Source organism: Brevundimonas sp. (genome assembly GCF_004210735.1).
Lineage (GTDB): Bacteria > Pseudomonadota > Alphaproteobacteria > Caulobacterales > Caulobacteraceae > Brevundimonas.
Window position 1 is genome coordinate 45,153 of sequence record NZ_SDZL01000010.1, and the last position, 12,968, is coordinate 58,120.

Sequence of the window (12,968 nt, forward strand, 5' to 3'; positions counted from 1 at the left end):
AGCCTGTTCCCGCTGACGAAGGTTTGAGTTTGACGTCGAGGCCCCGCCTGTTTCTAGCTGGACTGACGCTGTGCGCCGCGATCGCGTCGACCGCGTCGGCCGAACAACGCGCCCAGATCCGGGGTCAGCTCGACGCCGAACTGCGCCGCCAGCTGGAACGCGCCGTAGGCGAGGTCGACGCGCCGCCGTCCAACCGGTTCGAGGCTCGCCGCCGCGCGCGCGGCGCGGCCGAGGCGGCCGAGGCCCTGCTGCGGTCCGAAGGCTACTATCAGCCCGTGATCGAGGATCAGGTCGAGGGCGAGGACACGCCCGTCGCCATCGTCAACGTCACGCCGGGACAGCGTTTCCTGCTGGCCACGCCCGATGTGCGCTGGGTTGAACCCGAGCCCGACTCCGTCTCCGCCGCCGCAGCCATTTCGGAAATCGGGCTGAAGCCCGGCGACCCCGGCCGGGCGGTCGATGTGATCGCGGCCGAGGGGCGGCTGGTGTCGGGCCTGAACCGCCGTGGCTATGCCGACGCCCGCGCGGAGCCGCGTCGGGTGGTGGTCGATCACGCCGCCTTCTCGGTCCAGCCGACCTACAATATCGCCTCGGGCCGACTGGTGACGCTGGACGGCATCCGCCTGCGCACGCGCGGACCGACCAATCCTGACTGGGTCGCGGGACTGGCTCCGTGGGAAAGCGGCGATCGCTACGATCCCGAACAGGTGGCCGAGCTGGAGCGGCGCCTGCTCGAGACCGGCGTCTATGACGGCGTCGGCGTGGCTCTGGCCGCCGCCGACCAGACGCTGGAGGACGGCAACCGCCCGGTCATCGTCACCCTGGCCGACCGGCCGCGCCGCATTCTCGAGGCGGGGGCCACCTTCTCCACGTCCGAGGGGTCGGGCGTCGATTTCATCTGGACCAACTACAACCGCTTCGGCCGCGCCGACACCCTGCGCTACGAGGCGCGGCTGGCCAGCGTCGACAGTCGCCTGGGGGCTGATCTCAGCCTGCCGCACTGGCGCCGTCCGGGTCGGACGCTGAAGCTGTCCGCCGCCCTGGTGAACGAAGACACCGACGCCTACGAGCGGTCGGCTCTCGCCCTGGCCGCAGATCTGCAACAACGACTGGGTCGCACCTCCTACTTCAGCTATGGCGTGGGTCTGGACGCGGGCCAGTACACCGAAAACCGCTTCGATCCCGTCAGCCAGGCGCCCGTGACGCTGGATCGCGATCTGGTGATCCTGACCGGACGCGGCAGCGCCTATATGGACCGCTCCAACGACCCGCTGAATCCGACCCAGGGCTGGCGCCTGACGGTGTCGGCCCAGCCGACCGCCGTGGCGGGCGAGGATACGGTCTTCTTCCTGCGCGCCGAGAGCCAGCTGTCCGCCTATCTGCCGCTGCAGGAGGGCGCCCGCACTGTGCTGGCGGGCCGGGTCCGCATCGGCTCCATCGTCGGCGGGGACGAACTGACCGTGCCGTCGGACCGCCTGTTCTATTCCGGCGGCGGCGGTTCGGTTCGGGGCTATGAGTATCAGGGCATCAACCCGCGCCTGCCTGACAACACCCCGCGCGGCGGCCTGTCACTGGTCGAGGCGTCGATCGAATTGCGCCGCGAAATCGGCCGCAACTTCGGCGCCGTCGCCTTCCTCGACGCCGGCTCGGTCGGGTTCGAGGAAACGCCCAACCTTGATCGCGTCCGCTACGGCGCGGGTCTCGGCGTGCGTTACAAACTGCCCTTCGGCCCGATCCGGGCCGACATCGCCATCCCGCTGGACAAGCGCGAGGGTGACGCCGAGTTCCAGGTCTATGTCAGCATCGGGCAGGCGTTTTGACCGACGAATCGCCCATCGAATCCCCGCCGGAATCGGCGCCTGACACACCCGCCAAGCTTGAGCGGCGCAAGCGCACGCGCCTGCAACTGATCGCCTTCGTCGGCGGGATCGTGGTCGCATCCCTGATCGCCCTGACGCTGGTCCTGGCCATCGGCGGGCGCATGTATCTGGTCTCCGGTCCCGGCCGCGACCTGATCACCAGCTTCGTCGCGGGCAAGAAGATCGGCCGCTATGGCCATATCAATGTCGAGGGCCTGCGCGGCGATCTGTTCGACGACTTCACCCTGGAACGCGTCACCGTCACCGACGCCAAAGGCGTCTGGCTGGAGGCGCGCAATGTTCGTGTCGACTGGTCCTACTGGCCGCTGGTCACCCGCCGGTTCCATGCGTCCGACATCAGCGCCGACGTCATTCGCGTGATCCGTCGCCCGGACGTCGAGCCCTCGACCGAGCCGCCCAAACCGTCGCCTCTGAGCATCGACATCGACCGCTTCGCCGCCAACGTCGAACTGCTGGAGGGCTTCAGCAAGGAATACGGCCGCTGGAAGCTGGACGGATCGGCCAAGGTTCCCCGTTCGGGCCTCAAGGACGCGCGCATCAACGCCTACAGCCTGAACCGGCCGGGCGACTTCCTGCGCGTCGCCGCCACCTTTGGTGGGCCGCTGGACGACCTGCGCCTGAACCTGCGCGCCAACGAGGCCCAGGGCGGCCCTATCGCCGGTGCGCTGGGCTATTCCCCGGACCAGCCCTTCTTCGCCAGCGCCGTCATCAATGACGAGGTGGTCAACGCCGTCGTCCGCACCGGAACCTTCACCCCGCTCACTGTTCGCGGGCGGCTGGACCCGGCGGGATCGCGCGTCTCGGGCTATTTCGACTTCAGCGGTTCGGACCTGCTGCAGCCGTTCGTCGAACGCGTCGGCCGCACCGCCCGCTTCGGCTTCGCCACTGTTCCGGACAAGGTGCGCAAGGATTATCGCGGCGTCGGCTGGGTGCTGACCGCCGACAACCTGACCTCCTCGGCCAGCGGCATGATCCGCACTTCGGATCGCACTGCGCCGAACGGCGTCGCGCTGGAGATCACCACCCCCTCGCTGCACCGCCTGATCGACATGAATCTGGCGGGGCCCGCCGCCTATACCGGCGTCTTCACCGGCGACGCCAAACGCTGGAAGCTGGCCGGCAGCGCCAGCTTCCTGAACGCCGACATCGCCAGCTATCGCGCGACCCGCCTGTCCGGTCCGGTCAGCATCGTCGTCAATGACGGCGCCATGGAGATCGAGACCGACCTGCGGGCTGCGGGCGGTTCGACCGACGGCGTGATCGGCGGCTTGTTCGGCGCCACACCGCGTCTCCAGCTGACCGCCGCGCGCTCGGGCGACGGCGTGATCCTGTTCCGGAACCTGGACCTTCAGGGTCAGGGGCTGACGGTAAAGGGGACGGGCTCTCGCGCGCTGACCGGTGGTCTCGCCTTCCGGGGTCAGGCCGCTGTGACCGACGCCGGCCGCATCTTCAAGGGCGGCAAGGGGTCGTTCTCCGGCCCGATCCAGGCGCGCTGGGCGCGTTCGGGCGCGCCTTGGGTCATCACCTATGACGCCCGCGGACGGGGCCTGTTCATCGGCCAGGACGAGGCTGACCGCCTGCTGGGCCGCACCCCCCGCCTGCAACTGACCGGCAGCTTCAAGGGCAGCGAGTTCGCGGTGAACGACGCCCGCCTGACCGCGGCCTCGGGCGGGGCTCACGCCAGGGGTATCATCGGCACGGACGGCCGCCTGCGCCTGGCGCTGAACTGGAACGCGCGCGGCCCGTTCGCCGTCGGCCCGATCGAGGCGGACGGCGCGATGAAGGGCGACGGCGCCCTGACCGGCACCCTGTCGCGTCCGCGCATCGACCTGCGCGCCGCCTTCGACACCCTGTCCGCCGGGGCGTTGACGATGACCCAGGCCGATCTGGTGCTCAGCTTCCGCAAGGGGGCCGACGCCTCTGACGGGCGCATCGCCCTCAGCGGCGCCTCCAACTATGGTCTGGCCCGCGCCTCGGGGAATTTCTTCCTGGGCGGGCCGCGCATGCGGCTGACCGATGTGGACCTGGACGCGGGCGGCGTGACCGCGCGCGGCGCCGTGGCCCTGTCCAACCGCTTCCCCTCCAGCGCCGACCTGACCTTCACCGCCCGCCCCGGCGCCTTCCTCTCCTCCGGCACGGCCGAGGGCCGCGTGCGCCTGACCGAGGGCGCGGGCGATGAAACCGCCATCCTGGACGTCAGCGGCCAGAACGTCCGACTGGCCGGCTCGACCTGGGTCATTCGCAAGCTGGACCTTTCCGGGCGTGGCACGCTGGAGCGCCTGCCCTTCACCCTGTCGGCTGACGTGGGTGGCGCGACACCGGTCCAGTTCAACGGCACGGGCGTCTATTCCCGCGACGGCCGCGCACAAAGCATCGCCCTGCGTGGCGGGGGGCGCGTTCGCGAGGTCGCCTTCACCACCCGCACCCCGGCCATCATCGCCCTGAACGGCGACGAGCGCGTGGCGCGGGTCGACCTGGGCGTCGGCGGCGGCGTCCTGCTGGGCGAGCTGCGTCAGGACGCGCGTGCCGCCGTGATCGAGGCCCAGCTGACCGGCGTCGATCTGGGCTCGCTGGCGCCCGATCTTCGCGGCCGGGCGACCGGACGCGTGTCACTGCGCGGCGCAGGCGACGATCTCAGCGGCTCGGCCAACCTGACCCTGCAACAGGTGCGCAGCGTTGACGCCCCGCGCGGTTTGGCCGTCGACGGCGCCGTCAACGCCACGCTGGAAGGCGACGTCCTGCGTATTCAGGCCAGCGCCCGCGATTCCGAAGCGGTGCAGGCGTCGGCCGATCTGACCCTGCCGGTCGAGGCTTCGGCCGCGCCGCTGCGTCTGGCCATCGCCCGCACCCGTCCGATGTCGGGCGAGGTCTCGATCAAGGGTCAGGTCCAGCCGATCTGGGACCTGTTCCTGGGCGGCGAACGCTCGCTGGCCGGTCAGATCGACGGCCGCGCCACCATCGCCGGCACCCTGGCTGAACCTCGCCTCAATGGCCGACTGGATCTGGTTCAGGGCTCCTTCCGCGACAGCGCCACCGGCCTGCGCCTGCAGGATGTGACCCTGGCCAGTCGTTTCGACGACACCGAGGCCGTGGTCGAGCGGTTCGACGCCGCTGACGGCCAGAGCGGCAAGGTGACCGGCGACGGCCGCTTGGGCCTGCGTCAGGGCAGCGGATCCAGCTTCCAACTGAACCTGCAGAAATTCCGCATCATCGACAACGACATCGCTGACGCCCGCGCCTCGGGCCCGCTGACCGTCACGCGCGCCGCTGACGGCAACATCCAGCTGGCCGGCCGCATCGACATCGACGAGGCCCATATCGAGGCCAATCCGCCCGGCTCGACCGGCATCGTCCGCATGGACGTGGTCGAGATCAACCGCCCCGGCGGCGACCCGGAAGAAGAAGTCCAGCGCACGCGCGGCCCGCAGATCGGCATGGACATCACCCTGCGCTCGCCGGGCGGCGACGTCTTCGTCCAGGGCCGCGGCCTGAACGTCGAGATGAACGTCAACGCCCGGGTGCGCGGCACGATCGCCCAGCCCTTGCTGACCGGAACCGCCACCGTCATCCGCGGCGACTACGAGTTCGCGGGCAAGCGGTTCGTATTCGACGATCAGGGCTCGGTCTCGCTCTCGACCGATCTACGGCAGATCCGCCTGAACCTGACCGCCACGCGCGACGATCCGGCCCTGACGGCCGCCATCCGCGTAACCGGCACTGCGGCCGAGCCCAAGATCGAACTGACCTCGACCCCCTCCTTGCCCCAGGACGAAATCCTGTCCCAGGTCCTGTTCGGTCGCTCCGCCTCGCAGCTGTCGGCGTTCGAGGCGGCGCAGCTGGCGTCTGGCGTCGCGTCACTGGCGGGCGGCGGCGGCTTCGACGTGATCGGCAACCTGCGCGAACTGGCCGGTCTGGACCGCCTGTCCTTCGGCGGCGAAGCGTCCAGCCTGACCGTCGCCGGCGGCCGCTACATCACCGACAATGTCTATCTCGAGGTCATCGGCGGCGGCGAAAGCGGCGGCGCCGTCAATGTCGAATGGCAGGTTCGCCGCAACCTGGCGGTCAGCTCGAAATTCGGCGGCCAGGGCGACACCAGCCTGTCGATCCGCTGGCGCCGCGAAAGCGAACGGCCGGGCGGCGGTCGCGCCAACCGCGACCGCAATCGTGCTCGCTAGATCACGTCCAGGATAGTCTCGACCGGACGGCCGATCCGCGCGCCCTTGTCCGTGTCGACGATCGGGCGTTCGACCAGCACAGGATCGGCGATCATGGCCGCCCGGATGACCTGATCTGACGCCCCCCCGGCGATCAGGTCGGTCGCCCTCTGCTCGCGCCGCCGCAAAAGCCCGGACAGGCCGACGCCCGTCCTCTGGGCCAGCCGGTCCAGCGTCGCCGCGTCCCAGCCGGCCTTCAGATACTCGACCACCACCGGCTCCACGCCCCGCTCCCGCAACAGCTCCAGCGCCTTGCGCGAGGTCGAGCATTTCGGGTTGTGGAACAGGGTGACGGTCATGCTCAGGGTGCTCGCTTCATCTTCTCAAGGGCGGTCGCATTGCGGAACGCCGCCACATACAGGACCGTACAGAGGGTCATCACCAGCCACGACCAACCGTACAGCACCGGCGCATCGACATAGGGCAATCGCCCCCGCGTCGCGAGCTGCAACAGGACCGAAAAATAACTCCACCCCGCAAACGCCAGCATGACCAGCGGAATGGTCCGCTTCATGTTCCGCCACTGCACCTTGGCCAGGATCAGATAGATCACGGTCATGACCACCAGGGCGACCAGATAGGCGCCCGATATTATCGGCCCTATCGCTTCGACGTAGGAAGTGTCGCTCGGCACACCGCTGCGCTCGAACTCCTCCATCATCAGCCGAATGACCGACTGCGGATTCGCGATGATGTGCAGCGACAAGGGCAGACCCCCTACCGTCTGAAGCAGCAGCGCCACGGCCGCCAACCGCGCCCCCCGCTGCGCCTCGGCCATGCCGCGCGGCGCGTTAAGGGGATTGGCGGCGCGCAGCCACCGCCCGAAGTCCTGGTTCATCGAAAGCCCTCCCGGCGCCAACCTATCGGCGTGCGGCGGAACTTCCAGTGGTATTCCACGTCGCCAGAGCCGCCGCGCCCTTCAGCGCTGCGACATGCAGGATCAGGCACAGCGCCACCACCGCGACGCTGATCCCCTCCATCCAGCCAGGCAGGTCCAGCGCCCCGATCGGCGCACCGACCATCAGGGCGACGGCGGACGACGACAATTCGTACAGCATCCACGCCAGACCGAAGATCGGCACGATCCTGTTGGGCCTCCGCCACTGAGCCAGCCCCAGCAACGCCGCCAGCACGGCGAAGATGACGGTGAAGCCCACGGCCGGATCGACCGCCGCCCCCGGCGTCGCCAGAACGCGCGTCATCAGCATAGCCTGCCCCAGCCCCGTCGCCGCCCACAACCACAGACCCACAGCCGCCAGACGCGCCCGCCCACGGGCGGCCTCGACCGATTCGACCGGGCCAAAGGGGTTGGGAAAGGTCATGCGCGACTCCTGATCGACGCGGCATGTCTATCCCGTCCGCCGCGCCGCGCCCAAGCCGTCACGCCAGAATTCGCCTCGCCTTCACCTTTGCCGCGCGCCCCGCTAGGGTCCGGGCCATGCGGATCGAACCCCAGGATCAGGCCGTGCTCGACCATGTCGCGGCCCGTGGCGACGCCATCGTCGCGCGCGCGATCGACTGGTCGAACCTGAACTCCGGCAGTCGCAACGCCGCCGGTCTGGCCCGGGTGCTGGACGCACTGGAGGCCACGGCCCGCGCGCTACCGGGCGCCACCGTCGATCGCGTGCCGACGCAAGGGGCCAGCACCGTCGCCGACGACGGCCGGGTGATCGCCGAAACCTATGCCGACGCGCTGAAGATCACCGCGCGGCCCCAGGCCCCGATCCAGGTTGTGCTGACCGGCCACTACGACACCGTCTTTCCCGAAACCTCGACCTTCCAGACTGTCGTCACCCGCCCCGACGGCGCCCTGAACGGTCCCGGCATCGCCGACATGAAGGGTGGGATCAGCGTCATGCTGGCCGCGCTCGAGGCGTTCGAGACCCACCCGGATCGTGACCGCCTCGGCTGGACCGTGCTGCTGTCGCCGGACGAGGAAATCGGCTCCCCCGCCTCGGCCCCGCTGCTGGCCCAGCTGGGCGCGCGCGGCCATGTCGGCCTGACCTATGAACCGGCCTTGTCGGACGGCACCCTGGCGGGCGAGCGCAAGGGCAGCGGAAACTTCCACCTGATCGTCACGGGCAAGGCCGCCCACGCGGGCCGCGCCTTCCACCAGGGCGCCAACGCCGTCGCCGGCGCCGCCGTCATCGCCGCCCGGCTGCACGCCCTGAACGGCGCGCGCGACGGCGTCACCGTCAATGTGGCCAAGATCTCGGGCGGCGGCCCGCTGAACGTCGTGGCCGATAACGCCGTGGTCCGTTTCAACGTCCGCGTCCCCGACGCCCAGAGCGCGACCTGGATCGACGAAACCGTGCGCGCCATCGCCGCCGAACCGCCCCTGCCCGGCCTGACGCTGGACCTGCACGGCGGCATGACTCGCGCGCCCAAGCCGATGGACGCGTCCCAGACCGCCCTGTTCCACGCCGTGCGCGACGCGGGCGACCTGCTGGGCCAGACCATCGCCTGGAAGCCGTCGGGCGGCGTGTGCGAGGGCAACAACCTGCACGCCGCGGGCCTGCCCAACGTCGACACCCTGGGCGTCGTCGGCGGCGACATCCATTCGGACCAGGAATTCGCCTGGCCCGCCAGCTTCGTCGAGCGGGCGCAACTGTCCGCCCTGATCCTGTGCAAGATCGCCTCGTGCGAGATCGATGCGCTGAAACTGAAACAGCTCCGCCTGGAGACCATGTAACCGCATGCTCGTCGTACGCCCCGCCGGTCCCGGCGACCTGGACCACCTGCTCGAATTGGCCATCCTCAGCGGCCCCGGCTTCACCAGCCTGCCCGAGGATCCGGACGTCCTGTCCGACCGTCTGGACGTCAGCCGCGACAGCTTCCACGGCAAGCTGGCCCCGCAGGAGCGCTGGTACACCCTGATGCTGGAAGAAACCGACACCGGCGACGTCGACGGCGTCGGCTCGGTCAAGGCGGCGGTCGGGCTGAAACGACCGTTCTTCAGCTTCCGGGTCGTCAACAACACCCAGTCCTCGCCCTCGGTCGGCGCCAAGCTGGATCACCAGACGCTGGTGCTGGTCAACGAATGCACCGGCTGGACCGAGGTCGGCTCCCTGTTCCTCAAGGCCGACCGGCGCAAGGGCGGCGCCGGCCGCCTGCTCAGCCAGTCGCGCTACATGCTGATCGGCGCCCAGCCCGACCTGTTCGCCGACAATGTCCTGGCCGAGTTGCGGGGCGTCTTCACCCCCGACGGCGCCTGCCCCTTCTGGGACCACGTCGCGCACAAATTCTTCCCGATGGAGTTCGACGACGCGGACCGCATGACCGGTTCGACGGACAAGCAGTTCATCCTCGACCTGTCGCCGCGCCACCCGATCTATGTCGAACTGCTGCCCGAACCCGCTCGCGCCGTCATCGGCAAGGTTCACCCCCAGGGCGTGCCCGCCATGGCCCTGCTGGAATCCGAGGGCTTCCGTCCCAACGGCCTGATCGACATCTTCGACGCCGGGCCGACAGTCGCCTGTGGCCGCGACAACATCCGCACCGTCCGCGACGCCCGTCCCCTGACGGTCCATCTGGCCGACGAGATCGAGACCGAGCTCCCGTCGCTGGTCTCGACCGACAGCGTCGCCCATTTCCGCGCCGTCCGCGCCCGCGTCGCCATCGACGGCGACACCGTCCACCTGACCCGCGACGTCGCCCACGCCCTGAAGATCAAGGCGGGCCAGACGGTTCGGGTGAAGTCGTGACTGACTTCCTTCTCCCCTTGCGGGAGAAGGTGGCCTGCGAAGCAGGTCGGATGAGGGGTGTCGCCGCGCCGTCCACCCTTTACTCTGTCGATACGCTCACCTTCCCCGCCGTCGCCGCCACCCCTCATCCGGTCGCTGACGCGACCACCTTCTCCCGCAAGGGGAGAAGGGGAGAAACAGAATGACCCACTTCACCTCCATCGACCCCGCCACCGGCGACACCGTCTGGGAAGGCGACGCCGCCGCCCCGGCCCAGGTCCAAGCCGCGGTGGATCGCGCCCGCGCCGCCTTCCCCGACTGGGCCGACCGCCCGCGTCAGGACCGGATCGACGCCGTAAAACGCTATCAGGCCGTGCTGAAGCGCCGCGCCCCCGAACTGGCCCAGGTCATCAGCCGCGAAACCGGCAAGCCCCTGTGGGAAACCACGGCCGAGGCCGGCGGCTCGATGGTCGGCAAGGTCGACATCTCCATCCGCGCCTATGACGAACGCACGGGCGAGCGGTCCAACGACACCGCCTTCGGCCGCGCCGTGCTGCGCCACCGGCCGCACGGCGTCGCGGCGGTGCTGGGGCCGTTCAACTTCCCCGGCCACCTGCCCAACGGCCACATCGTTCCGGCCCTGCTGGCGGGCGACACGGTCGTGTTCAAGCCGTCGGAAGAGACACCCTTGACCGGCCAGATCATGGCCGAATGCTTCGCCGACGCCGACCTGCCCGACGGCGTGTTCAACCTTGTCCAGGGCGGGCGCGACACGGGCGCGGCCCTGCTGGACGCCGGGATCGACGCCCTGATGTTCACCGGCTCGGGCGCGGCGGGGGCCCATTTCCGGCGCAAATTCGCCGACGATCCGCACGTCATTCTGGCGCTGGAGCTGGGCGGCAACAATCCGCTGGTCGTCTGGGACGCCGCCGATGTCGCGGCCGTCGCGGGCCTGGTGGTCCAGTCCGCCTTCATCACCACCGGCCAGCGCTGCTCCTGCGCCCGTCGCCTGATCGTGCCGCAAGGCGCCCAGGGCGACGCCATCGTGGACGCCGTCGCCGCCCTGTCCGACCGCCTGACGTTCGGCCGCTGGAACGACGATCCCGAGCCCTACGGCGGCCCGCTGATCTCCGAGAAAGCCGCCGCCGCCGCCCTGGGCGCCCTGCAACAGCGCATCGACGCGGGCGCCCGCGTCATCCGCGCCTCGGGCCCGGTCGACAATCTGCCCGGCGCCTTCGTCAAACCGGCGATCATCGACGTCACCGGCGTCGACGTGCCGGACGAGGAGATGTTCGCGCCCTTCCTGTCGGTCACTCGGGTCGCCAGCTTCGACGAGGCGATCCAGCACGCCAACGCCACCCGCTACGGCCTGTCCGCCGGTCTGGTCAGCGACGATCCGGCGAACTGGGACCGCTTCATCCGCCGCATCCGCGCGGGCGTCGTCAACTTCAACCGCCCGACCACCGGCGCCGCCGGCGACATGCCCTTCGGCGGCCTGGGCGCCAGCGGCAACCATCGCCCCAGCGCCTACTACGCCGCCGACTACTGCGCCTATCCGGTCGCCAGCTTCGAGGCCGCCGCAGTCCAGAACATCGAGGGCGAGATCAAGGGGCTGCGGGGGTGAACAGCGTCCCACGCCCCTCTCCCTCCCCTTCATGGGGAGGGTGGTTGAGCCCGCCAGGGCGAAGCCGGGTGGGGGCGGCAAGGCAAATCATCCGCCGCGCCCGGCATTCCCTCGCCCTCCCCACCCGGTCGCTGCGCGACCACCCTCCCCATGAAGGGGAGGGAGAAGGTTGAGCGCCATGACCCCCGCCATCGAAGCCAACGCCGACGGTCTGATCGGGCCGACGCACTCCTACGCCGGGCTCAGCCCCGGCAATCTGGCGTCCAGCCTGAACAAGGGCGAGGCGTCGAACCCGCGCGCTGCCGTCCTGCAAGGGCTCGACAAGATGAAGCGGCTGGCCGACCTGGGCCTGCCGCAGTTCGTCCTGCCGCCGCACGAGCGGCCGAACATCCCCTTCCTGCGCAGCCTGGGCTTCACCGGCTCTGACAAGGCGGTGCTTGAGCGCGCCTGGCGCGACGCTCCGGCCTTCGCCGCCGCCGCCTGTTCGGCCTCGCCCATGTGGGCCGCCAACGCCGCGACCGTGACCCCCAGCGCCGACGCCGCCGACGGCCGGGTGCATTTCACCCCCGCCAATCTGGTCACCAACCTGCACCGCTCGCTGGAGCATCAGCAGACCAAGCGCGCGCTGGACGCCCTGTTCCCTGACCCGGCCCGGTTCGCCGTCCACGACGCCCTGCCGTCGGTCGCCCATCTGGCCGACGAGGGCGCCGCCAACCACGTCCGCCTGTGCGCCGAGCATGGCGATCCGGGCATGAACCTTTTCATCTATGGGCGCGGCGCCTTCGAGCATTGGACCGGAGCCTTCCCGGCGCGTCAGACACTGGAAGCATCACAGGCCATAGCCCGTCGCCACGGCGTCGATCGCTGGTTCTTCCAGCCCCAATCGATAGATGCGATCAACGGAGGCGTCTTCCACAACGATGTGGTCTGCGTGGGCGCCAAGACCTGCCTTTTCTATCATGACATGTCGTTCGACGACCCCGACACGGTGATCGACTACCTCGCCGGAGCCTGTGAGGATCTGTTCGAACTCCAGCCGATCAAGGTCTCGTCCACCGATCTGCCGCTGGCCGACGCGATCTCCAGCTACCTGTTCAACTCCATGCTGGTGCAGCTGCCCGGCGACGCACGCCTGACCCTGATCTGCCCGACCGAAACGCGCGACAACCCGCGCAGCCATGCGGTGGCGCAGGGTCTGGCCGCCTCCAACGGCCCCATCGGCCGGGTCGAATACGTCGATGTGCGCCAGTCGATGCGCAACGGCGGCGGCCCCGCCTGCCTGCGCCTGCGGGTCGTCCTGACCGAGGCCGAACAAGCCGCGACCAACCCGGCCATGCGCCTGACCGATGAACTGCACGGCGCCCTCAGCGTCTGGGCCGTCCGCTGGTATCGCGACACGCTGACCGCCCACGACCTGGCCGACCCCGCCCTGCTGGACGAAACCCGCGGTGCCCTTGACGAACTGACCGGTATCCTGAACCTGGGCAGCGACTTCTACCCGTTCCAGCGGGGGTAATCTTCTCCTCCCCCGTTCACGGGGGAGGGGGCCCATGCGCAGCATAGTGGT

Annotated in this window: 9 protein-coding genes; 6 read left to right on the forward strand and 3 right to left on the reverse strand. The window is 69.7% G+C overall.

What is annotated here, in order from left to right; genetic code table 11:
- Positions 1-29 precede the first annotated feature (29 nt).
- Positions 30-1,820 (forward strand): autotransporter assembly complex family protein, encoded by a 1,791-nt coding sequence (locus EON91_RS03725; protein ID WP_292091695.1) that lies wholly within the window; start codon positions 30-32, stop codon positions 1,818-1,820.
- Positions 1,817-6,055 carry a translocation/assembly module TamB domain-containing protein gene (locus tag EON91_RS03730; RefSeq protein ID WP_292091698.1) on the forward strand — a complete coding sequence of 1,413 codons (4,239 nt, stop codon included), beginning with the start codon at positions 1,817-1,819 and terminating at the stop codon, positions 6,053-6,055. The genes EON91_RS03725 and EON91_RS03730 overlap by 4 nt, the downstream gene beginning before the upstream one ends.
- Here the strand turns inward: EON91_RS03730 and EON91_RS03735 are convergent.
- The 3 genes from EON91_RS03735 to EON91_RS03745 are packed head-to-tail and all read right to left on the reverse strand — an operon-like array spanning position 6,052 to position 7,416.
- The gene (locus EON91_RS03735) at positions 6,052-6,393 is read right to left on the reverse strand and encodes an arsenate reductase family protein (protein ID WP_292091699.1); all 342 of its coding nucleotides are present in this window, start codon (positions 6,391-6,393) and stop codon (positions 6,052-6,054) included. The two genes, EON91_RS03730 and EON91_RS03735, sit on opposite strands and share 4 nt — an antisense overlap.
- 2 nt (positions 6,394-6,395) lie before the next feature.
- Complete coding sequence (locus EON91_RS03740) at positions 6,396-6,932, reverse strand: hypothetical protein (RefSeq protein WP_292091700.1); 537 nt, start codon at positions 6,930-6,932, stop codon at positions 6,396-6,398.
- 22 nt (positions 6,933-6,954) lie between these two features.
- Positions 6,955-7,416: a hypothetical protein gene (locus tag EON91_RS03745; RefSeq protein ID WP_292091701.1), complete on the reverse strand. Its 462-nt coding sequence runs from the start codon at positions 7,414-7,416 to the stop codon at positions 6,955-6,957.
- 116 nt (positions 7,417-7,532) lie between these two features.
- Here EON91_RS03745 and EON91_RS03750 point away from each other — a divergent pair, with 116 nt between their 5' ends.
- The 4 genes from EON91_RS03750 (at position 7,533) to astB (ending at position 12,917) form a co-directional block, all read left to right on the forward strand.
- A complete protein-coding gene (locus EON91_RS03750; RefSeq protein WP_292091703.1) occupies positions 7,533-8,786 on the forward strand; it encodes a hydrolase in 1,254 nt (417 codons plus the stop codon).
- 4 nt (positions 8,787-8,790) lie between these two features.
- Positions 8,791-9,798 carry an arginine N-succinyltransferase gene (locus EON91_RS03755; RefSeq protein WP_292091704.1) on the forward strand — a complete coding sequence of 336 codons (1,008 nt, stop codon included), beginning with the start codon at positions 8,791-8,793 and terminating at the stop codon, positions 9,796-9,798.
- A 181-nt stretch (positions 9,799-9,979) separates the two neighbouring features.
- Entirely contained in the window at positions 9,980-11,401 is a 1,422-nt protein-coding gene (astD, locus tag EON91_RS03760) for a succinylglutamate-semialdehyde dehydrogenase (protein ID WP_292091706.1), read from the forward strand.
- Between the two features lie 178 nt (positions 11,402-11,579).
- Positions 11,580-12,917: an N-succinylarginine dihydrolase gene (astB, locus tag EON91_RS03765; RefSeq protein ID WP_292091708.1), complete on the forward strand. Its 1,338-nt coding sequence runs from the start codon at positions 11,580-11,582 to the stop codon at positions 12,915-12,917.
- The last annotated feature ends 51 nt before the right edge of the window (positions 12,918-12,968 follow it).

Coding starts and splice junctions, on each gene's coding strand:
- EON91_RS03735 (WP_292091699.1), bottom strand. CDS start 6,393: ATGACCGTCACCCTGTTCCACAACCCGAAATGCTCGACCTCGCGCAAG.
- EON91_RS03740 (WP_292091700.1), bottom strand. CDS start 6,932: ATGAACCAGGACTTCGGGCGGTGGCTGCGCGCCGCCAATCCCCTTAAC.
- EON91_RS03745 (WP_292091701.1), bottom strand. CDS start 7,416: ATGACCTTTCCCAACCCCTTTGGCCCGGTCGAATCGGTCGAGGCCGCC.
- EON91_RS03750 (WP_292091703.1), top strand. CDS start 7,533: ATGCGGATCGAACCCCAGGATCAGGCCGTGCTCGACCATGTCGCGGCC.
- EON91_RS03755 (WP_292091704.1), top strand. CDS start 8,791: ATGCTCGTCGTACGCCCCGCCGGTCCCGGCGACCTGGACCACCTGCTC.
- astD (WP_292091706.1), top strand. CDS start 9,980: ATGACCCACTTCACCTCCATCGACCCCGCCACCGGCGACACCGTCTGG.
- astB (WP_292091708.1), top strand. CDS start 11,580: ATGACCCCCGCCATCGAAGCCAACGCCGACGGTCTGATCGGGCCGACG.